Below are 22629 nucleotides of genomic sequence, written 5' to 3'. Positions count from 1 at the left end.
TATTTTTACTCCTACTAACGTTACAAAATAGAATATTTTATCATTTAGTGTTGACACTATAGTTATAAATCTATAATTATATAGGAAGTTTTGTACTATGAATATTTTAAAAAGACTATTAAGCAAATTTGAATCAACAAATAAAAGTTCTGATGTCTCTTCAGATAATAAGAATTATTCAACTACCAGCAATAATAAACTTTCTACAAATTTAAAGATAAATATGACTTTAATAAAAGATACATTTTCAGATATATCAGATATAACATATAAAGACTTAAATATAAATAACTCTATTGAAGGAACCATAATATTTCTGAACAATTTTATTGATAAAGAACTTGTCAGCGAAGATTTGATAAGACCGTTAATACATCTTAACAAAAATCAACTTCCAGCTAACAACATTAGTATTGAAAATATACATGACTATATAAAAACTAATATTTTTCTACCTTCTATTGAAGAAAGTGAATCATTGGATTTGGTAATAGATTCCATACTTTCAGGAAAAGTTGCATTAGTAGTAGATGGTTTATCAAAAGCTCTATTAATAGAATTAAGAAAGCTTCCAAAGAGAAGTGTTTCTGAATCAATCATTGAACCAGTTATTAGAGGACCTAGGGATGGTTTCACCGAAGACATAGAAACAAACATAACCTTAATCAGAAGAAGGCTAAAGACTCCAAAATTGAAAGTGAAAAATATTAAGATTGGAAAACTATCTCAAACCGACACTGCAGTTACATATTTAGATGGAATTGCAGAAAAATCCTTAGTTGATGACATCATGAATAAACTCTCTAAAATCGAAATAGACGCAATACTAGAAAGTGGATATATAGAAGAGCTACTTCAATCCAGTAAATTTTCAGTTTTTTCTGAGTTTGGATACACGGAAAGGCCTGACCGACTTGCAAGTGCGCTACTTGAAGGGCATGTGGGGATCATTGTAGACAATACACCCATAGTACTTATAGCTCCACAAACCTTTTTTCAAGCAATGCAATCAAGCGAAGATTATTATCAAAATTATATAGCTACTTTACTATTGAGATTTATTAGATATGTATTTTTGATAAACGCATTATTACTACCTTCTTTTTATATAGCTGTTTTATGCTTTCATCAAGGTATGATACCTCGAAATTTATTATTAACAATTATTTCTTCAAGGCAAGGTGTACCCTTTCCTGTATTAGTGGAAGCATTACTTATGGAAGGTTTCTTTGAAGGACTAAGAGAGGCAGGAATAAGACTTCCTAGCCCAGCAGGTCAAACAGTAAGTATAGTTGGAGCCTTAGTAATAGGTGAAGCTGCTGTAAAAGCTGGCATAGTTTCTTCTTCCATGGTAATAATTGTTTCTATTACAGGTATTTCATCCTTTATAATTCCTAGGTATAATCTAGCTTTATCAATACGCGTTCTTAGATTTGGAATAATGATTTTATCTGGTACCTTAGGATTATATGGGCTTTATATGGGGGTATTATGTCTTTTGATACATCTAGCTAGAATCGAATCCTTTGGAATCCCTTATCTAGCTCCATTAGCTCCATTTACGTCTTCAAGCTTAAAGGATACCTTAATGAGAATGCCATGGTGGGGAGTAAAAAAACGCCCTAGCTTTATTCAAAATAATAATTTAAAAAGGCATAAAGTTAAATAGAAAGTGTTATATGAACAAGTGTCTATTAATTGGAGATCAATACTATGAAAAAAAACTTATTAGCCATATTCTTAATATTAACTATGTTTCTAACTGGATGTTGGGATAATAATGATATAAATGATTTAATTATTGTATCAAGTATGGCTCTTGATAAAGGTGAATCTGATAATTTAAAAGTAACCTTATTATGCATACGCCCAACATCACAAATATCATCTGGAGATATAAAAACTCCTCAAAACAATGATGTGATTATCTTTTCTTCGGAAGGAGACGATATCATGGATGCGTGCAATAAAATCTCTAAAAAAATATCCAGAAAATTGTTTTTCTCACAAATGGAAAACGTCTTGATGGGAGAGTACCTTGCCAGGGAAAACGCCGCAGAATATCTGGATTTTTTCCCAAGACATCCTGAGCCATCTATAAAAACTCACATGTTTTTGGTAAAAGGAGCTGCAAGTAAAATTTTTGATACTGATTCCTCACTTGAAAGAAATATAGCCCAAGAAATAGATAAATTAAAATCATTAAATCTAAAAGCTGAAGTTCAGTTAAAAGATTTTTTAATTGCATTAACAGAAGATGGCATAGACCCTATAATTCCACTTCTAGAAGTTACAAAATCAGATAAACAAGATAATCCTTCTGTTGCTTCAGTAGCTAGCATAACTGGTGCTGGGATATTTAATAAATCAAAATTAGTTGATTTTATAGATTATGATACCTTTAGAGGAGTTCTTTACATACAGAATAAAATAAAGCTTGGGTTAGGAACTGTGACTTTTCCAAAAGAATCCGGTGGTGGAAAGGTTACCGCTAAGGTTTTAAATAGCATAACAAAAATAACTCCTATTATAGAAAAAGATCAACTAAGTGTAAAAGTATTGATTAAAACTAAAGCTCATATATCTGAAAACACAACTAAATTAGATTTAACAAAATCTTCAGTTATAGACGAAATTGATACTTTATTTGAGAATAGAATAAAAAACTTAGCAGAATCTGCTATAGATAAAGCAAAAAATGCAAACTCTTCTGATGTTTTTGGTTTTGGTTCCATAGTTCGTGGAAAGTATCCTAAACAATGGGAAAATCAATATAAAAAAGATTGGAAAACCTTATTACCATCACTAAAAGTGTCAGTTGCTTGCGATGTAGATATAACAGAAATAGGTTTTGATGCTAAATCCCTTCAATTAAAGGAAGAGGATATTTTAAGATAACTTTTAAAAATAAAGGAGATATTTCCTTGAATAAGATTTCTAATTTTCAATTATTTGCTCTTGTTGCATTTTATCAGATTGGTACAACTGTAATATTTGGTTTTTCCTCTGAAGCTGGCAGAGCTGCATGGATATCTGTATTAATCTGCACTTTGATAGGTCTACTTATAAATTACATATATTTAAAACTTTATTCACTAAATCCAGGGCTATCATTAGTAGAATGGTATCCTAATCAGTTTGGTAAGTGGCTTGGCACACCTATTTCCTGGATGTATACTATTCAATTTTTATATGTAGGTGGCCGTATTATTGGAGATTTACGGTCACTAATTCCAAATACCCTTTTGCCGAATACTCCCCATATTGTAACTTCATTAGTATTAATATTAGTTGCTAGTTATGCAGTATTCTCAGGCATAGAAGTAATTGGACGGCTTGGTGAACTTTTTATACCATTTATATCTATTATTTCAATATTAATAGTTGTATTAATATTTAGTTCAGACATTATACACTTACAATATCTCAAACCATTCTTAGGCAAAGGCTGGAAGGATATCTGGAAGGCTGTTTTTCCACTAGGCATAACTCAGACCTTTGGCCAAAGTATAGAACTTGCTATGATATATCCTTTTGTTAACAATAAAAATAAGCTTACCAGAACTGTTTTAATAGCAACCTTACTTTCTGGAATTTTTATATCTGCTTTAGATTTTTTTGCAGTAGCTGTTCTAGGTGAGACCATTTTTTCAAGAAGCATCTTTCCAATGTTTAGATTGGTTAGATTAATAAAAATAGGCGAGTTCATACAAAACCTTGATGCACTAAACGTACTATTATTCCTTACAACTGCATTCTTTAAAATTTGTATTCACCTTTATTCAGGAGTTCGTGGGATTCAACAGCTTACATATACAAAAAGCCACAGGATATTTGTTATACCTGCAGCAGCAATAATATTATACCTTGGTATGTCAATGGCCTCTAACTCTACTGAACATATAGAGGCAGGTTTAAAAATCATGCCATATAACTTATGGCTTTTACTATTTTACATACTTCCCATAATATTATTTATTGTCTCTTTAATAAGAAAAAAACTATCCATTGATAAATGTTAATCATATTTTAGGAGCTGATAGTCACAATGAAAGATTTTATATTTGCATGGAAATCAAAGGTTATGATAACAAAACCTTGGCTTATGCCTATACTGTTATTTACTTTAGGAGTTTTACTTTCTTTCATTACTCATATACGTGAAAAGCATGTTACTAAAGATGAAAAACATACTGATAGTTAAATTTATAGGGTTTCAATATCAATTATTAATTTATATATCCCCGAAAGTTCTCAGATAACAAGATATTAAAAAATATAAATAAAATTTCAGTAGAGAATCCCTATAAATTAAAACTCAAAATTAAGCTCAGTAATTCTTTTTCAATACCCTTTTTATTAATAATCACCTCATATAGGGCTTTACATAAAAGTAAAGCTAGGAGCAGTATCCTTAAGGGGGAAAAGGATTAATGTTCCTAGCTTTAAGATAAATTTTCCAATAATCATTAAAAACTATTGTTCGAAATTATATGGTTATACAAGGGGGTGTTATATGAGTGAGCTACTAGAATTAGTACTAAACTTCACTAAATGGGCAATACCCAATTTCATCACATTTATCTTTTATTTCTTGCCATTTTTCACTACTTTCTACGCTTTCAAGTGCTGATGGGTATAATATGTGATTTTCTTTAAATATATGATCTCTTAAGTTAAATATCAAATACTTAGCATTATCATCTACTTGTTTTTTGAATTCGTCTAAGTTTGCAGAATCGAACTGTTCAGATAATTGTAATAAGTTCTTCTTTCTTGCTCTAAGTTCTTGATGCTCCATTCTCATAATTCTTGTAGGACCAGTAATACCTAGTCTTTCTAGTTCTGGGAATAATGCATCCTCTTCTCTTAAGTGATGATTTTCTGCTGAAATTAAATTCTTAGCTAATTCTCCAAGATTTTTCACATTCTCTTCAACTATAGAGTCTTTATCCATGCATTGAATCTTGTTGTTAAGTTGTTCTAACTGTTGTAAGAAGCCTAATATACTATCGTGTTCTGTAATCATCATATATAAAGGATGTTGTTTATCAACTGATGCTTTAAGTTTCTCCAAAGTATCTTTTAACATCTCCATATGAATTACGCATAACCCTCTTAAATCTTCAGTCTTCATACCATCTTCTACTAGCTTTTGCTCTGCTAAAGATAATTCAGTTGGGCTGATCTTTTCTAATAAATCCTTTGTTTCATCTTTAATACTTTCTATTGATTCACCATTATTTAATCTAGTTAATATACCAGTTAATGCCTTAATTTTATCCATCCCTAATTCCTCCTACCGTGTTTTTCTATACTCAAATTGTAATACTAATTTTTAAACAATTCTTTGATTTAAATCACAGTATTTAAATTTTATTTTGGATATAATGTATTTGTTTAGTAATTCAAAACATCAAAAACATCCAATTCATGAATTTAAAATAAATAAATCTAAAAAATTAAAATTCTTAAGAATTTATTTTAAAAATGCTAGATCTAGCTTATTCTTAAATATTATTAATAAGCAATAATTTAAATATGCAATAATTAAATTTTATAAATAAACACAAACTATATATTATAAAATAATTTAATCTTGGAGGGTTATTATGAAAATAGAGAAAATATCAAATAAAATTGCTTTCAGTGACGATTCAATTACTAAAAGAATAATCTTTAAGGAAGATAAACTTTTAAGTTTTGTACTTAATTTTAGACCAGGTCAAGGAGTTCCTCCACACAACCATGAACAAAGCGACCTTTTAGTTCATGTTTTATCTGGAGATGGAGAAATGACTGTTGACGGAAATCCAAATAATATTACAGCTGGTGATGTTATTCACTGTAAAGGTGTAGAAGTATTCAGTATAAAGAATACCTCAGATAAAGATATGTCTTTATTTATTGTTCTAACTCCAAATCCATCTGCAGTATATTCAAAGGAAATATAATAAGAAGGTTATGTTTATATAAAATTACACCAGTACTACTAAACATAACCTATGGAATCTCTGCAGCAGCTCATGCAGAGATTTTTTCATTTAGAGATGTTATAACCGTGTCCAAATTAAAATTTTAGCCATGAAGTTTTTTTAGATTGACAACTCTATAATTCAACTTATATTTTAGTCTTAAAGTTGTTAATCATTAATAAATTTACGTATAGAATTGACATTGTACCTATATGGTATTAAAAATTTAAACAATAAATATATACATAGATTTACTTAAAGGTTACCTATAATACTTACGATATATAAACATACTAATACCGCTATAAGGTTATACCTCAACAAATAATTCAAACATCTAACAAAGTATACAAATGTATGGATTATCAGACAGATGTTATTTAAATTTTCATAGGCTACTTAACAAATCGAATCATAATATCAAGGAGTTTTAATTTATGTTTAGAAAAAATAAAGAAAAATTACAGGAATCTCTACCTAAAGAATCATCAAGTTTACAACATAGCCACAATAACTTTAAAGAACAAACTATCCAATTTATAGAATCTGCAAATAAATTATTGAGTGAAACTGTTGGACAACACAACATTGTGAATGAACAGCATAATGTTTTAGTTGATCTTACTGATCAAGTTAAAGGCCATATGGACAATATCTCAGAGCTTTCCAAAGAAACTATAAACTCTACTGATAATCTTAATTTAGGTGGTAGTAGGTTGATAGAAATAACTAAAGATACTGTTAATAAGTCTAACGAAGGCAAAGCTGCCATTGAGGAAATGGACGAGATAATAAAGTCTTTAGAAAATGAAAATAACAATAGTACAAACAGCATAAACGAGCTTGCTAGAAAGTTCAGTAAGGTAAATGAGGTAGTTCAGCTTATAACTAATATAGCAAGTCAAACAAATCTACTTGCCTTAAATGCTGCCATAGAAGCTGCAAGAGCTGGCGAACAAGGTAAGGGCTTTGCAGTTGTTGCAGATGAAGTTAGAAAATTAGCTGAGATAACTAAAAATAGTACGTTAGATATTTCAAATCTTATCTCTAGCATAGAAAGTGAAACAAAGGTAGTTCTAAGCAATGCTGATAAATCAAATGCTGTTATAACTAAAGGTGTTGCTGCATCAAGCAGAGCCATAGAAAAGATAGAAAACAGCTTATCTTCAATATCTGTTGTAGAAAAAGAAATTAAAGAAGTTATAGGTACTATAAAAACACAGAGAAAAAACATAGAACAAATGAATAAGGAAATAGGAACTGTTGATGAAGTTCTTAAAACAACTGTCTCTACTATAATAAGTCATATTAAAGATGCTAGTGTTGTGGACGATCAGTTGGCTAAAACTGAAAGAAACCTTTCTACTTATAGCGAAGAATTTATATCCTCGAGCAAATAACTCTTTGCTATAGATAAACCAGTTCCAAATACAAGCAAAGTTGACAGTTAAGTTGATATTAATAGTTGATTATATTCAACCATTAAGTATTTGATTTTACCTAGATTAAGCTTGTGTCAAAAATAAGGAGAAAACATAACTGATTTAAATCATAATCAGGTTATGTCTTCTCCTTAATAAATTGATCATATTATATTTTTTAGTGCTTCAACCTCACCTTCTGTGAGGTATCTCCACTGACCATTTTCTATTCCATCTATACTTATATTTAATATTCTTATTCTAACAAGCTTTATAACCGTATACCCTAAAGCTCTACTCATTTTTCTTATCTGCCTATTAAGACCTTGAGTTAATACTATAGAAAAAGTATCCTCATTAATCCTCTTAAGATTACATTCCCTAGTTATAACTCCTCCGATATCTACTCCACTTGACATTTTTTTAAGAAATTCATCATCATAGTCTTTGTCCAAAGTAACCACATACTCTTTTTCATGCATATTATCTGATTCTAGAATTTTGTTGGAAAGTTCTCCATCATTGGTCATTAATATCAAGCCTTGTGATTCTTTATCTAATCTTCCCACCGGAAATATATACTTATCATAATTCATGAAATCTATAATATTATCCTTTACTTCCCTTGCTGCCGTGCAGGTTATCCCTACTGGCTTATTTAAAGCAATATACACTTTTTCTACTACTGGTATAGGCTCACCATCTATAAGGATATTATCCTCAAGCTCAACCCATTGTCCTGGAATACACTGAATTCCATTAACCGTTATCCTACCATCTTCTATAATTCTATTAGCTTCTTTTCTCGAACAAAATCCTAAATTACTAAGAAGTTTATTTATCCTCATCTTAAACCTTATGCCCCTTATCTTAAGTATTTATATCATGGTATTTACTTTATTAACCTCATGCCATCAACAAAGTCGTTTTTTCCTCCCTGTGCAGGGTGCCTTACTTTATCGCAGCTTATACCTAGTTTATTGAGACTTTCTTCTGCCTTATTTCCCATGGCAACTACTTTTTCAATGTTAAACATTTCAATCATTTTAAGCAGAGGCTTTTCTCCAATTAGTAGTTCTTTCTTTAACGGAGTTCTATTACTTTCTTTGTTATCTTGTTTATAAGGATGAAATGGGAAAGCATTCCACGATAATACCATCATATCGTATTTTACAAGTGTATTCCATATTATTGTTGCCGTTGCCTCTTTAAGGAGTTTGTCCTTTTCTAATGCTAGTTTATACCCTTTTTCTTTTCCAAACAAATCTAAACCATCTATATTATTCATAAGCAAATGCTCACTAGTAAATGGGACTCCAGTAAGTCTACATCCTCTATATCCTGGAGCTTCTCCTACAAGTATTATTTTAGGTTTTATTTTATACATCTGTTTTAAATATATTAGAAGATTATCTCTTCTTATTAAATTTTCTTCATGCTCATATGAATACTGATTGTACACATTTGGTGTGACTTCCATAGTTGCTAGCTCTTCAACAAAAGCTTCTAACTTTTTTATCATTTAATCATCCCTTTTTGTATTTGTTCATATTAACTATTCTTAGCACGATTTATTCCTCTGAACAGGTAAACTACTTCATTCCTTGAATTCAAAATAAAGATTTCGATTACTCTACTAATCTTTATTTTGATAGGTTTAAATATGAAGTAGTTTATCTATAAAAAACAAAGAATCCGATGAATAATCTAACACAGAAGCTACTATCTTCATATATTTCACCGGATTGTATTACTTATCTTTTTTCCGTTTTTTAATAGACATTTTAATAATAAATCTTTTTTGGCTATACTCTTATTTAATTCTAACAAAAGTAGAAATATGATAAAAGGCAAAACTGATAAAAGGTATACTTTATCTACTGGCAAAATAGGAAGATTCTAAGCTTTTATTTATACCGTTGTTAAAGCACCGCGTTAAATTAAGTAGTTATCCACTCGATGCTAAAACGTAGCCTTATTTATAAATCAAATCCATATAGTTTTCTGAGAACTCAATACCAGCGGAAGAACTCCTATCATTAAATATCATACTTCCTCTTTTTTTATCAAAGAGAGTAACATTTAATTCTCCCTGAAGAGTTTCACTTGCTACAGGGATCATATTTCCATCACGAGGTGCATATAGCTTCATAAAAGTTCCTTGTTTATAGAAAGCTTCTATTTTGAGAAAATAATTTTTATTATAAGTTTTTAGGATAACTTTTTCTTCTTCACAGCTAATGGATAGAGAACTTCTATTTATACTTGTAAACTTATAGAACTTTCCTTTTGCATATATTCCTATTAAAAAGCCTGTGAAACTCTTCATTGGAAAAGGCATGGGTATATGAGCTATAGAACATGTAATGGATCCGTCTCCATCATTAAATGAATTTCCCTGAGCCCAAATGTAGGAATAGGGAAATGCTTTTCCCCAGTTTTTTTCAATATATAGTTTACCTCCTGTGAAATCAACTATTCTACCATTAATAGAAAGCTTTCCTCTTATATTACCATCAACAGCGCAAACTTGACTGTAGCATTGCATGAAACTTAGATAATTGTAAAATCCCATACTACCAGGATTAATAGCACTATCTGGCCACCTAACTATATTATCAAAGTATAACGTGCCAAATATCCTTTCATACTGCTGATTAATATCTAGACTTATCCCCTTAAGTGAAAATGAACTTCCTCCTACCTGAAAATTGAACTCTGATGTACTAGCCTTAAATTGATTTTCCCTATATCTTAAATATTTAAAATTTTTCTCATTCCCTTTAAGAACCTGGATAAAGATATGTGAATTTCCTTCCTTACCTAAGAATATCCCTGGTATGAAGCAATATGTATCCCCCGTACGTGGCTGTACAAGTTTGAAGTACCAGCCCTCAAAAAAATTAGACCTTTCATTCTTCCCATGATATATATCTGGATTTCTAACTAACTTAATCAAAAAAACACCTCTTTTTATATTCATAGCAATATACTAGTTTTGCCTATCAGGCTTCAAAGCCTTAATTATAATCATGCTATAATTCTGATGCTATATAATATTATTTAGTCAAAGAGGCGTTATTATGTGTTTTTCTATTTATATTTTCTATGTTTTTTAACACAGTCAAATTTATGCTTATGCAAAGCTTTACTGTCATCGCCAAGTATGTATTTATCCAAAAAGCCTATATGGCACTCAGTAAGAATATCTCTAACATGATACATATCATTATCTCCAACTATCCCAAACTTCTTCATTTGACGAGCAAAAAATAAATAATCGCAAAAATCCATATGCTTGGATTTCAAAAGCGACACTAGTGTCTCTTTTATTGCAAGACACTGGTGTCGCTTTTGTAAAGATACTAATTAAATTTACTTTCATGTATTAAATCAGTCAGCTTGCGATGCCACTCAATATCTCTCCACATGCCATGAAATTGCGGCCCGCAGAAGTTGCTAGTTGCTATTGCAATCCATCTTCTTGTATTTATTGCCTCTTTAACTCCAAATTCGCAGAGTTCTTTTACCCACTCCCAATTAAGAAGAGGCCAATCTTTATAGTCTACTATTCCCCAGCATTCTGTAGTTATAATTGGTTTCCCTGATTTTCTGGACCACTCTGCTACTCTTTTAATATTATCTGCTAAGCAGCTTTGCCAGTACTGTGGATTTGCTCTATATATTTTTTCACCATACTTTGCCAAGTTATCATAACCAGTAGAATCAAATCTTTCATAGTTATAACCAACTATTTCATAAAAATTACTAGATTGAGCCATCCAAATGTGTGGTTCCAGTACATCTAAGTACGATACATCTTCTTCGCTGTTATCATACGGTATTAAAAATGAATAGCACAATGGAATATCCTTATAATATTGCCTTAGATATTCTACAGATTGCTTCATCCAATTCACAATTTCTTTTGAGTCTCTAACAAATTCACTTTTCCCATAGACATTTTCTAAAAATGGTGCCCAGCACGTTAAAGGAAATTCATTGCATAAATCTACATACAGTATGTTATCTATAAGTCCCCACTCTTTTATATAATCTAAAGTAATCTTCCATACTTCACCGTGATCTTCTGGAGTCATTATTTTCAAAGCTGTTTTATCTTCATCTTCTCTAAACCATGTAGATAGTGCTACTTTTAATTCATGCTGCTTACATTTTTCCAAAAATTCTTTCAGATTATCATATACAATTACCTTATTTACAGATTGACTCCCCCATGTCTGCAAATTCCAAAATGGTATTAAAGTCCACTCTTTATGAGGATCTTGTGCAAGCAAGTGGGGATAAGCATCAATTCTTACTGCATCATATCCTCTCTCTTTTAATTCATCCAGTACCTTATCCCAGTCCTCATAACCAGCTCCCGGCCAACGCCTTTCAAGCCATGAAAAATCCCACATAGTAATTGCTAATGGTCGATCTACATTTAATTTTCTCATAGTTTTCTCTCCCTCAATAAACTTAACCTCTAAATTCATTTTAATATGTACCTACAATATAATAAAGGTACCCTACTGGGTAGACTACTGTCTTGGTCTACTCAATAGGGCACTTTACTATTCCTCATAACAAATTATAGGAGTTCCCGGTTCTATATTTTCAAAGATTGTTTTAGCTAAATACAATGGACAATTAACACAACCGTGAGTTCCGTTGCTCTTATATATATCACCACCAAATGAATATCTCCAGCTAGCATCATGTATGCCTATATTTCCGTTAAAAGGCATCCAATAAGTTACATCTGATTCGTAATTTTCTCCTCTTAAAGTTGAACCTTTTTGTTTATAATTAAGCATGTATATTCCTAGCTTAGTAGAATTCCCCACATTAGGATTACCTGTTACTACATCTCCTTGAGTTACAAGCTTTCCATTTTTATAAAACCAGAGATGCTGCTGTGTTATATTAATCTCTACATAAGTATTACCTATATCGTTTTCTCCTCTAGTTACACCCTTCTGAGCATATATAGGTTCTCTTTCAAGTGTTCTGCCGATCTTTATAATCTCTAATAATTTTTTAGCTTCATCATCTCTATTAATCTTCCAACCATAAAAGCCTCCACTAACCTCTAAGGTCTTTCCAACAGAAGTTTTAAATTTTCTTGCTATGCCTATAGTATCGTATTTTTTGCTTAATGCATTTACATATTCTTTAAGTGCTTTTTCGTCAACTACTACCTCAAGCTTATCATCAACACTAAGCCATTTATTAATTGTATCACTATCTAATACTTCGCTTTTATCTCCAAATAAATAAATGATTCTTGAAGATATATATTCATTTAACAGCTTTTTAGTTTTAGCAGTTATATCAGAGTTTAAAGTATATTTTGGGTTATCGTAGCAAAGACCTTCGTTCAAGTCCAATGTTGTTTCTCCTCTTAGTATACTTTTCTCTATGGCCTTTTCTAAATTAGCTTTATTAATCTTATTTCCATATACTTCTTTCACAACTTCATAGGAACCATCTTTATATATAAAGCTTACATTTTTAGGTTCAATTATTTCTTTATTTAAACATCCTAATTGATTTATTCTATTCTCTAAATTAACCTTGTTGTATGCAAATAGATCCTCCACATAACACCTTTGCTTTTTAAATAATGAAATCCCCCACTTAAATATATTTATATCTCTACATACATCAAAATAACTATTTTTATCGTTATACTTAAGTTCTATAGCCTGTCCAACAATTTCTTCCTTTACTCCATCTCTCTCAATTAATGTTAGGTTATACCCCTTAACACCATTCTTTATTATCTCTTCTACTTCCTTATGAGACTTTAATGATACATCAATTCCATTAATCTCAGTGTTAAAGAAGAAATGACTAGAAAAATATATTGCACCCACTAAATATACTAATACAAATGCTGATACTACAATAATAAGATTTCCAGTAAGCTTACTTTCAAACAGCTTTTTTATATTAAGATTTTTAAAATCAAATTTATTCATACCTTTTTATACCCTTCATAAAATACATTTTAAACATTAACAATTTATAATATGTTTGTCCCTCAGTAGTTATGCCCTTTATAAACATAAGTTTTACATAATTCTTTATATATATTTTTATCTCTGCCCCTTCTAATAAACCTTTTATATAATTACCCAATTCATGAAACCTAAGGTTCTTTTTTATAAAACCTTCCAACTATACTTGTAGTTTCCTACAATTTTAATGTACTATAATATATGGGTTAATATTTATGCATAAAACGTATTACCAAAATCCAAATCTACATGTAATGCATTTCAGGAGGAAATATGGCAAGATATTTTAATAATAAAAAAATAGAACTACTAGCCCCTTCAGGAACCATGGAAACCTTCAAAAAGATGGTACAAGCAAATTGCGACGCAATTTATCTTGGGGGAAAATCTTTAAATATGAGAATGATGAGAAAAGGGTTTAACTTTTCTGATGAAGAGATAAAAGAAGCCTTAAAGATGGCACATGCTGTTAATAAGAAAGTTTATATTACAGTAAACAATATGATTAATGATAGTGAAATTGATGAAGCAATTGAGTATCTACGTTTCTTAAACGAGGTTCCTGTTGATGGAATCATAGTTCAAGATCTTGGAATTCTGCAAATTTGTAAAGAACATAACTTTAATAACTTCGAGATTCACTCTTCTGTAATGATGAATGTGCACAATATTGAGTTTGTAAAAGCATTGCAAGAATTTGGAGTAACTAGAGTTGTATTATCAAGAGAAATGGATTTGAAAACCGCTAAGCATTTGCAGAATCAAACTAATATCGAAACTGAATACTTTGTCCATGGAGATATGTGTGTTGCAAACGGAGGGAACTGCTACTACAGTTCTATAGTTTTTGGCAATAGTTCTAACCGTGGCAGATGCTTTAAACCTTGCAGATGGCCATATGTTATAAAAAAAGATGGTTCTTTGTTTAACACTGAATTCCCTCTTGCGGTAAAGGACATGTATATGTATGAACATATTCCTGAGCTTATTGAAGCCTCAATCACATCCTTTAAAATCGAAGGACGTATGAGAGATACTGATTTTATAGTTGATTTAGTAAATGCCTATGGAGATGCAATTGATAGATACATAGAAAATCCTTTAAGCTTTAATCGTAAAGAGCACGCTGCTGAATTGTTCGATGGCAGAAAACGTGATTTCACTACTGCTTATGCTTTTGGTAGACCAGGTTTAGACTTTATAAACACTCGTTATGAAGGAACAGGTAAATTCTACTCTACAGGTAAAGTTTTTTCTGTGCCTACTGAAGAACCAGAAATTACTGATAAAGCTATAAATGAACTTCAGTCAGATTTAAATAATTTCAATGGCAAAGTAGCTTCTAAAAACAAGTTATCTGTTAAGGTAAATAATTATGCTCAAGCAAAGCTTTCTATAGAGCTCGGAGTAGATAGAATCTACTTACCTTGCGAGGTTTTACTACCAGATCAATTTGTAAGCTTAGATCAGCTACAGGACTTAGTTAATACAAAAAATAAAACTGAAATTTATCTAGATTTGCCACAAATGATGAATGAACTTCAATTTGATATGCTCGATCATTATTTAGAAAAACATGGACATTTATTCGATGGGTTACTTGTATCAAATTTAGGAGCTATCAATAAATATGGACATAAGTATCCTTTAATCACCAACTATAACTTAAATATTTATAATGAAAAAGCCTCAAAATTCTATAGAAATCTTGGTGTTAATGAAACTACTATTTCTTTAGAGATAAAAAATAATGAACTTGCAAAGTTTATAAGTTTGTCAGAGTCACCACTTGAATTAATAGCTCATGGACCATTAAGAGTTATGTATTTAGATCATAACCTTTATGAAAATATTGACGTCTTAAAACCTATAGAAAAATGTGATAATAAATATGTAGAAAATGATGTGCTAGTTTTAATGACTGATAAAGGTGAAAACCCAGTTTATATAGATCAAAATGGAAAGAATCATTTATTTACCTCTAAGGAGTTTTGTTTACTTCCAATACTTGAAAGCTTAAGTTTCGAAAAGCCAATAAATCTACGTATTGAGGGACAAACTTATACTCTTGATGAGTTGAAAACCATTATTGAGGTTTATCAAACTGCTATATCAGATAAATCTAAATGTAAAGAGTTATATTCACAATTACAGCCAAAAAGAGCAGGCTTTACACTTGGTGCATTATCCTTCAAATCTATATAGTTTTAAACCTTGATGGATAACAATTTTCTAATTTTAATGATAGCTTTGTATCAGTATAAATTTTATATTGGGCTTTATATCTCTAAACAGTTTTAATTACTAATTTATACTTGCACTAAAATTGCTAGAAACTGTAATTTTGGAACAAGCATAAATTAAGTTTTCATAAAAGGGTGTGAAAAAATATTTTAATTTTTCATATCCCCAAAAAAGGAGTGATTTAGATTATGAATTATATAGGTCCTGATAATATATTATCGAAGAGAAAAGATTATTTTTACCCAGCAACTGCTCACTTTTATCAAAGACCACCTCAAATAGTTTCAGGTTCAATGCAATATCTTTTTGATCATGAAAATAAGAAATATGTTGATTTCTTTGCTGGAGTATCAGTTATGAACTGTGGTCATTCAAATCCAGAAATTCTTAGGGATACTATTGATCAGCTTAATAAAGTTCAACATACAACAACACTTTATTTAACTCAGCCAATGGTTGATCTTGCTGAAAAACTAGCAAAGATACTTCCTGGGGATATCAAAAGAACTTTCTTTTGTGTTACTGGCTCTGAAGCAAATGAAGGTGCCATGGCCCTTGCAAGACTACATACTAAAAAGACTAAATATATCGCTTTAAACGGGGGCCTTCATGGTAGAACTCACTTAACCCTAAGCGTTACTGGAATACCTATGTGGAGATTAGATGATAATTTAGTAAATGATAATGTTTTTTTCATTGAAAGACCTTACTCTCCAGACAGTACTTACAAAGAAGCAATGGAAAAATCTTTGCTCCAACTTGAAGCAGTCTTAAAAGAGCATGGTGCTGAAATCTGTGCAATGATATTAGAGCCTCTTCAAGGTAATGGAGGAATCATACTATATCCAATAGATTATTTGAAGAAAGTACAACAACTGCTTCATTCACATAATGTATTGCTGATTTGCGATGAAGTTCAAACTGGTTACGGAAGAACTGGTAAGATGTTTTGCATAGAACACTATGGGGTTACACCTGACATTATTGTAACTGCTAAGGCACTAGGCAATGGAATTCCTATATCTACTTTTTCAACAACAGATGAGATAGCAAAATCCTTTAATAGACCTTCAGCATCAACTTTCGGAGGAAATCCTGTAGCTGCTCAAACTGCATTAAGCGTATTAGCTTATATTGAGAAAAACAACTTAGTTCAAAAGTCAAAGGAATTAGGTGCTTACTTAAAGCAAGAATTAGAAAAGCTTTCCTCACCATTTATAGCTGAAGTTAGAGGAGCTGGTCTAATGCTTGGTATACAAATCAAGGCACCAAATAATAAAGTAAACTCTGCTGAAATTACAGATTTTATATTAGAGGAAATGAAGGATCTTGGTTTCCTAATCGGTAAAAACGGCATAAATAGAGATGTCTTAGCTTTCCAACCTCCTTTAGTTATTACAAAAGAGGATATAGCTTCAATGGTTGAAAGCTTAGCTGAGGTTTTAGAGAAAGTTCACCTACAACAAGTTTAAGTATGAATACCTGAAAATCTAAAACTTTTAGAACTATTAATTTATAAGTATATATAATTTAAATCTTAAAACTTTTTACAAAAGGAGAAAACTTATGGCTTACAAAGATTTGCAAGATTTCATTAAACATTTGGATGAAAAAGGCATGCTAAAAAGAGTAAAAACTGAAGTTGATTCAGATCTTGAGATCACTGAAATAACTGATAGAGTATCAAAAAAATATGGTCCTGCTCTTTTATTTGAAAATGTTAAAGGTTCAAAATATCCGGTTCTTATCAATGCCATGGGAACTTATGAAAGAATGAGTATGTCTCTAGGCGTTGAAAAACTAGATGATATAGGAAATGATATAGAAGAATTTATAGATATGTCTAATTATCTTGGCCTCATGAAAAAAATTAAATCTCTTCCAAGGCTTACTAGAATGGCAACTGTATTCCCTATAAAATTGCCTACTAAAGGTGCTTGCCAAGAAGTTATAGAACATGACCCTGATCTATCAACACTTCCAATATTAAAGTGCTGGCCAGGAGATGGAGGAAGATTTATAACTCTTCCACTTGTTATGACAAAAGACCCTGAAACAGGAATTCAAAACACAGGAATGTACAGACTTCAGGTTTATGATAAAAACTCCACAGGTATGCACTGGCATTTACATAAAGATGGCCGTGAAATATATGAAAAATATAAAGCACTTGGTGGAAAAATGCCTGTATCAGTAGCTCTTGGATGTGATCCAGCAATCACTTATTCTGCCACTGCTCCACTTCCAAAAAGCATTGATGAGATGATGTTTGCAGGATTTTTAAGAAAATCTCCAGTTAAACTTGTTAAATCTATAACTAATGATATTTATGTACCTGCTGATGCAGAGTTTGTTATAGAAGGCTATGTTGATGTTAACGAAGAGTTGAAACTTGAAGGACCTTTTGGAGACCATACAGGATATTATTCTCTTGCCGATTACTACCCTGTATTCCATGTAACTTGTATAACACACAAAAAGAATGCTGTATATCCTGCTACTGTAGTAGGTAAGCCACCTATGGAAGACTGCTATATGGGTAAAGCTACGGAAAGAATTTTCTTACCACTACTTAAAATGCAATATCCTGAAATAATTGATTTTAATTTTCCACTTGAAGGAGTTTTCCATAACTGTGTCATTGTTTCTATCAAGAAGCGTTACCCTGGACATGCTAAAAAGATAATGAACTCACTTTGGGGTATAGGTCAAATGATGTATACAAAAATGATAATTGTTGTTGATGAAAATGTAAGTCCACAGGATATATCTACTGTAGCCTGGAAGGTATTTAATAATATTGATGCAAAAAGAGATGTTGTAATATCAGAAGGACCTCTAGATGCTCTAGATCATGCATCTGATCTGCCTCATTACGGACACAGAATGGGTATTGATGCTACTAAAAAATGGCCAAGTGAAGGTCATAGCAGAGAATGGCCTGACGACATTGAAATGTCAGAAGACATTAAAGATCTTGTTTCAAGGAGATGGGCTGAATATGATATTGAATAAAGCTATTGAAAAAATTCATGACTATGGAGTACTAGTTATGTTTTCACACACAATTTTTTCTTTATCTTTTGCACTTATTTCTATGCTACTGGCTAGTAATGGACTTCCTTCTCCTTACAAGATATTTTGGATACTACTTGCCTTTATGGGAGCTAGAACTGGAGCAAATGCTATCAACAGAGTCATCGATGCTGAAATAGACGCTAAAAACCCAAGAACAGCTACAAGACAGTTACCTCAGGGCTTAATGAAAAAGAAGGAAGTAATATTATTTGTTATAGGATGCTTTTTATTAATGGTTATTTCTGCAGCAATGCTAAATCCATTATGCTTAATTTTATCACCTATAGCATTATTCCTTATGGTTATTTATTCCTATACAAAGCGTTTTACTTGGGCCTGCCATTTGGTTTTAGGAATCACCTCAGCAGCGGCACCTGTAGGAGCTTGGCTTGCGATAACAGGAAAAATCTCTTGGCTTCCTCTTTTTATGGGAGCAGCTAACACTCTATGGGTTGCAGGCTTCGATATAATATACGGAGCACAGGATTATGATTTTGATACAGCTAATGGAATACATTCAATACCTGCAAGATTTGGAGTAAGAAATGCTCTTCATATCTCTACTCTTTTTCACGGTATAACTTTATGCTTATTGGTTATCGTCGGAATTTTAAGCAGTCATTTAGGAGTTATCTATTACATTGGACTTACAATCATTTCCGTCTTGTTCATTGCTGAACATAAGATGGTTTCACCAAATAATTTAACCAATGTAAAAATAGCTTCATACGGCATAAATCAGATAATCAGTATTACATTTTTAATATGTGGAGTTATCGATGCACTTATATAAAGGAGATTACATATGAAAAAAATAGTTGTTGGAATTACAGGAGCCAGTGGAAGTATATATGCAATAAGATTAATTGAAGAGCTTTTAAAAAAAGAAATCTTTGTTCATATAATCTGTACTGACAATGGTAAGAAAGTTATGAAATACGAAACCTCCATTGATCTTGATGAATGGTTCATAGGTTTGAAAGAAAAGTATGACCATGTGAAGCTTGAAGATATAGATAACCTATTTTCTGGAGTTGCTAGTGGCTCCTATAAATTTGATGCTATGATTATACTTCCTTGCTCCATGGGAACTTTAGCAGAAATCAGCATGGGCCTAGCTAAGAATTTATTATGCAGAGCTGCAGACGTTTCTTTAAAAGAAAATAGAAGACTTATTATAGTTCCTAGGGAAACACCACTGAATGCAATACATCTTGAAAATATGCTAAAGCTTTCTAGGCTTGGAGTTACTATTCTACCAGCTGTACCAGGTTTTTATCATAAGCCTCAAAGTATGGATGATTTAATTAACTTCGTAGTTGGAAAGATTTTAGATTCACTTTCTATAGAAAATACATTATTTACAAAATGGGAGGACCACAAAAATGACTAAACTAAAAAAAATATTAGCTTTATTAACTTCTTCAGCACTTGTGCTGTCCTTAACTGCTTGCTCACCTGTAAAGGAAGAAGCTTCAACATCTACAAAAACGTCTTCTAAGCAGACACTAAACTTTGGAGCAATGTCTTCTGTAGATGCTGCTGTACTTGTAATAGGTAATGAAAAAGGATATTTCAAAAAGGAAGGTGTAGACGTTAATCTACAAACCTTCAAAAACTCTAAAGATAGGGATGCTGCATTTCAAGCTGGAAATTTAGATGGAGTTATTTGTGATGAGATAGCAATTTCTCTTTACCAAAATGCCGACTTTGATGTAAAGATAACTGGAGTTACTAATGGTGATTTCATGCTTATCGCAAACTCAAAATCAGGAATAAAATCAGTTTGTGATTTAAAAGGTAAAAGTGTAGCAATCTCTGAGAAAACTTCTATAGAATACTCTCTAGATAAGATATTAGAAAAAAATTCTATAGACCCTAAAGAAGTAAAAAAATCTATAGTTCCAGCTATACCTACAAGACTTGAAATGCTTAGAAACGGTAATATTGATGCAGCACTTCTGCCTGAACCTTTTGCTTCTCTTGCTTTAAAAGATGGTGGAATACGTCTTGGTAGTGCAGGCGATATTAATGTTTACTCTTCAGTAACAGCTTTTACTCAGAAAGCAATAGACTCAAAGAGTTCAGAAATTAAAGCATTTTACAAAGCTTACAATGAAGCTGTAGATTACTTAAATAATACACCTGTTTCTGAATATGAAGATACAATTATAAAATCTGTTGGTTATCCAGCTGATATGAAAGGAAAGCTTAACTTACCTAAGTTTAAGAAAAATGCTCTACCTAAGGAAGCTGATGTTCAAGCAGTTATTGATTGGACCGTAAAAAATGGACTTGTTAAAAAGACTTTAACACCTAAAGATGTAATGAATGATATAGGAATTAAATAATTTTACGGAGGCCTCCTATGTTAGATATAAATAATCTTTCAGTAAGTTATAAATCTCAGGGAAATTTAGTAACAGCTCTTGGGCCTGTCAGTATGAAAATCGCCCCTGGAGACATATATGCGGTTATTGGTCCCTCAGGCTGTGGCAAATCCACTTTACTTAATGTACTGAGTGGCATAATAAAGGATTATCAAGGTGAAGTAAAACTAAATGGTGAACAGCTGTCTCCTAAAAAACATAATATTGGCTTTATACCTCAAAATTTTGGACTTCTTCCCTGGAAAAATGTTCAGAAAAACTGCACCTTGGCTCTTAAGATAAAAGGTAAAGCCCTAGATAGTTCTATTAACGAAAGAATTGATTACATCCAAAATAAATTAGATATTTATTCATTAAGAAACAGATATCCTAATGAGCTTAGTGGAGGTCAAAAGCAAAGAGTTTCTATAGCTAGAGCCTTTATCATGAACCCTGATTTACTTTTAATGGACGAGCCTTTCTCTGCTTTAGATGCTTTGACAAGAGAAGAGGCTCAAGAGCTCTTCATTGATATATGGAATAAGTATAAAACAACTACAGTTTTTGTTACTCATAGCATAGAAGAGGCTATCTATATGGGAAAGAGGATTGTAATTATGTCCCACTGTCCTGGTACCATAGTTAAAACAATAGATAATCCTTTGTTTAATACTGAACATTTAAGAGAAAGTGAAGAATATCTAAAATTATCATCACAGCTTAGAACTATAATAAAAAAGGGATGGAAAATATGAAGGCATTAAAGAAAATTAAGCTATTTGTTCAAGGCTTTGTGCTATTCAACCTTCTGTGGTATCTTCTTGCAACCATAATTCATATGAGGGTACTTCCAAAGCCTACTGATGTATATCTTAACATTGGCAACATATTCAGCGAAAAGCTTTATATACATGTTTTAGTCAGTCTATACAGGGTTGGATATGGACTCAGCATATCCTTATTTATAGGGATTGTAGTTGGTCTACTTATGGCCTACTCAAAGGTATGGAATAAAATATTAAATCCCCTTGTTTACTTTACTTATCCAATTCCAAAAACAGCATTGCTTCCAGTGGTAATGCTGTTATTTGGCCTAGGGGATTTATCAAAGATATTTATCATTGTGTTGATACTTGTATTTCAGATTATTGTAGCAGTTAGGGATTCAGTTCTGAACATTCCATCAGAAACCTACAATCCCCTAAGAAGTCTTGGCGCTTCAAAGCTTCAAATATTCATCCATATAACCTTACCAGCAATTTTGCCAGAATTACTTACTAGTGTACGACTTTCAATAGGAACTGCGCTGTCTATCTTATTTTTTGCAGAAGGTTACGGAACTCAGTATGGTATGGGGTATTATATCCTAGATGCCTGGAGCAGAATTGACTATAACGAAATGTATGCAGGGATAATAATACTAAGTCTATTAGGATTTGGTCTATTCATTTTGATCGATATTTTTGAAGAAACTGCATGTAGCTGGAAGGCCTGATTTTATTAATTGTAGATAAAA

The 22629-nt window shown here is 31.6% G+C and carries 21 protein-coding genes; 14 read left to right on the top strand and 7 right to left on the bottom strand.

Going from position 1 to position 22629, the window contains the following annotated elements:
* The first annotated feature begins 97 nt into the window (after positions 1-97).
* Genes bsdtw1_RS03250 through bsdtw1_RS03235 form a run of 4 tightly spaced genes read left to right on the top strand, consistent with a single transcriptional unit; the run spans position 98 to position 4204 of the window.
* Positions 98-1669 carry a spore germination protein gene (locus bsdtw1_RS03250; RefSeq protein ID WP_183276172.1) on the top strand — a complete coding sequence of 524 codons (1572 nt, stop codon included), beginning with the start codon at positions 98-100 and terminating at the stop codon, positions 1667-1669.
* Positions 1670-1713: 44 nt separating this feature from the next.
* Complete coding sequence (locus bsdtw1_RS03245; protein WP_183276171.1) at positions 1714-2898, top strand: Ger(x)C family spore germination protein; 1185 nt, start codon at positions 1714-1716, stop codon at positions 2896-2898.
* 26 nt (positions 2899-2924) lie between these two features.
* Entirely contained in the window at positions 2925-4022 is a 1098-nt protein-coding gene (locus bsdtw1_RS03240; RefSeq protein WP_183276170.1) for a GerAB/ArcD/ProY family transporter, read from the top strand.
* 26 nt (positions 4023-4048) lie between these two features.
* On the top strand, positions 4049-4204 hold the full coding sequence (locus tag bsdtw1_RS03235) for a hypothetical protein (RefSeq protein ID WP_183276169.1): 156 nt from the start codon (positions 4049-4051) through the stop codon (positions 4202-4204).
* Positions 4205-4540: 336 nt separating this feature from the next.
* On the opposite strand, the gene bsdtw1_RS03230 is transcribed toward bsdtw1_RS03235, so the two are convergent.
* Positions 4541-5287 carry a DUF438 domain-containing protein gene (locus tag bsdtw1_RS03230; RefSeq protein ID WP_183276168.1) on the bottom strand — a complete coding sequence of 249 codons (747 nt, stop codon included), beginning with the start codon at positions 5285-5287 and terminating at the stop codon, positions 4541-4543.
* Positions 5288-5612: 325 nt separating this feature from the next.
* Between bsdtw1_RS03230 and bsdtw1_RS03225 the strand changes: the two genes are divergently transcribed.
* Both bsdtw1_RS03225 and bsdtw1_RS03220 read left to right on the top strand, forming a co-directional pair.
* Complete coding sequence (locus tag bsdtw1_RS03225) at positions 5613-5954, top strand: cupin domain-containing protein (protein WP_183276167.1); 342 nt, start codon at positions 5613-5615, stop codon at positions 5952-5954.
* 458 nt (positions 5955-6412) lie between these two features.
* On the top strand, positions 6413-7375 hold the full coding sequence (locus tag bsdtw1_RS03220) for a methyl-accepting chemotaxis protein (protein WP_183276166.1): 963 nt from the start codon (positions 6413-6415) through the stop codon (positions 7373-7375).
* A 185-nt stretch (positions 7376-7560) separates the two neighbouring features.
* Here the strand turns inward: bsdtw1_RS03220 and bsdtw1_RS03215 are convergent, their stop codons facing one another.
* The 6 genes from bsdtw1_RS03215 to bsdtw1_RS03190 all read right to left on the bottom strand — a co-directional run bounded on the left by bsdtw1_RS03215 (position 7561) and on the right by bsdtw1_RS03190 (position 13383).
* Positions 7561-8244, bottom strand: a complete 684-nt coding sequence (locus bsdtw1_RS03215) for a pseudouridine synthase (protein WP_183276165.1) — start codon at positions 8242-8244, stop codon at positions 7561-7563.
* A gap of 44 nt (positions 8245-8288) precedes the next feature.
* The gene (locus bsdtw1_RS03210) at positions 8289-8918 is read right to left on the bottom strand and encodes a uracil-DNA glycosylase (RefSeq protein WP_205245267.1); all 630 of its coding nucleotides are present in this window, start codon (positions 8916-8918) and stop codon (positions 8289-8291) included.
* Positions 8919-9371: 453 nt separating this feature from the next.
* A complete protein-coding gene (locus tag bsdtw1_RS03205; protein ID WP_183276164.1) occupies positions 9372-10355 on the bottom strand; it encodes a tocopherol cyclase family protein in 984 nt (327 codons plus the stop codon).
* Between the two features lie 134 nt (positions 10356-10489).
* Positions 10490-10714 (bottom strand): hypothetical protein, encoded by a 225-nt coding sequence (locus bsdtw1_RS03200; RefSeq protein WP_183276163.1) that lies wholly within the window; start codon positions 10712-10714, stop codon positions 10490-10492.
* A gap of 47 nt (positions 10715-10761) precedes the next feature.
* Entirely contained in the window at positions 10762-11856 is a 1095-nt protein-coding gene (locus bsdtw1_RS03195; protein WP_183276162.1) for a cellulase-like family protein, read from the bottom strand.
* Between the two features lie 117 nt (positions 11857-11973).
* Complete coding sequence (locus bsdtw1_RS03190) at positions 11974-13383, bottom strand: L,D-transpeptidase family protein (RefSeq protein ID WP_183276161.1); 1410 nt, start codon at positions 13381-13383, stop codon at positions 11974-11976.
* A gap of 312 nt (positions 13384-13695) precedes the next feature.
* Here bsdtw1_RS03190 and bsdtw1_RS03185 point away from each other — a divergent pair, with 312 nt between their 5' ends.
* The 8 genes from bsdtw1_RS03185 (at position 13696) to bsdtw1_RS03150 (ending at position 22608) form a co-directional block, all read left to right on the top strand.
* On the top strand, positions 13696-15627 hold the full coding sequence (locus bsdtw1_RS03185; protein WP_183276160.1) for a U32 family peptidase: 1932 nt from the start codon (positions 13696-13698) through the stop codon (positions 15625-15627).
* Between the two features lie 227 nt (positions 15628-15854).
* Positions 15855-17138 (top strand): aspartate aminotransferase family protein, encoded by a 1284-nt coding sequence (locus bsdtw1_RS03180; protein WP_183276159.1) that lies wholly within the window; start codon positions 15855-15857, stop codon positions 17136-17138.
* A gap of 94 nt (positions 17139-17232) precedes the next feature.
* Positions 17233-18681: a menaquinone biosynthesis decarboxylase gene (locus bsdtw1_RS03175; RefSeq protein WP_183276158.1), complete on the top strand. Its 1449-nt coding sequence runs from the start codon at positions 17233-17235 to the stop codon at positions 18679-18681.
* Positions 18668-19537 carry a UbiA-like polyprenyltransferase gene (locus bsdtw1_RS03170; protein WP_183276157.1) on the top strand — a complete coding sequence of 290 codons (870 nt, stop codon included), beginning with the start codon at positions 18668-18670 and terminating at the stop codon, positions 19535-19537. Before bsdtw1_RS03175 ends, bsdtw1_RS03170 begins: the two co-directional genes overlap by 14 nt.
* Before the next feature lie 12 nt (positions 19538-19549).
* Positions 19550-20137 (top strand): UbiX family flavin prenyltransferase, encoded by a 588-nt coding sequence (locus tag bsdtw1_RS03165; RefSeq protein WP_183276156.1) that lies wholly within the window; start codon positions 19550-19552, stop codon positions 20135-20137.
* Positions 20130-21095, top strand: a complete 966-nt coding sequence (locus bsdtw1_RS03160; protein WP_183276155.1) for an ABC transporter substrate-binding protein — start codon at positions 20130-20132, stop codon at positions 21093-21095. The genes bsdtw1_RS03165 and bsdtw1_RS03160 overlap by 8 nt, the downstream gene beginning before the upstream one ends.
* 17 nt (positions 21096-21112) lie before the next feature.
* Positions 21113-21868, top strand: coding sequence for an ABC transporter ATP-binding protein (locus tag bsdtw1_RS03155; protein ID WP_183276154.1), 756 nt, complete (start codon positions 21113-21115; stop codon positions 21866-21868).
* Positions 21865-22608, top strand: coding sequence for an ABC transporter permease (locus bsdtw1_RS03150; protein ID WP_183276153.1), 744 nt, complete (start codon positions 21865-21867; stop codon positions 22606-22608). Before bsdtw1_RS03155 ends, bsdtw1_RS03150 begins: the two co-directional genes overlap by 4 nt.
* The last annotated feature ends 21 nt before the right edge of the window (positions 22609-22629 follow it).

Origin of the sequence: Clostridium fungisolvens, assembly GCF_014193895.1 — a bacterium.
GTDB lineage: Bacteria > Bacillota > Clostridia > Clostridiales > Clostridiaceae > Clostridium_AR > Clostridium_AR fungisolvens.
Note: the sequence above shows the minus strand (reverse complement) of the source record. Positions and strands in the feature narration are given on the sequence as shown.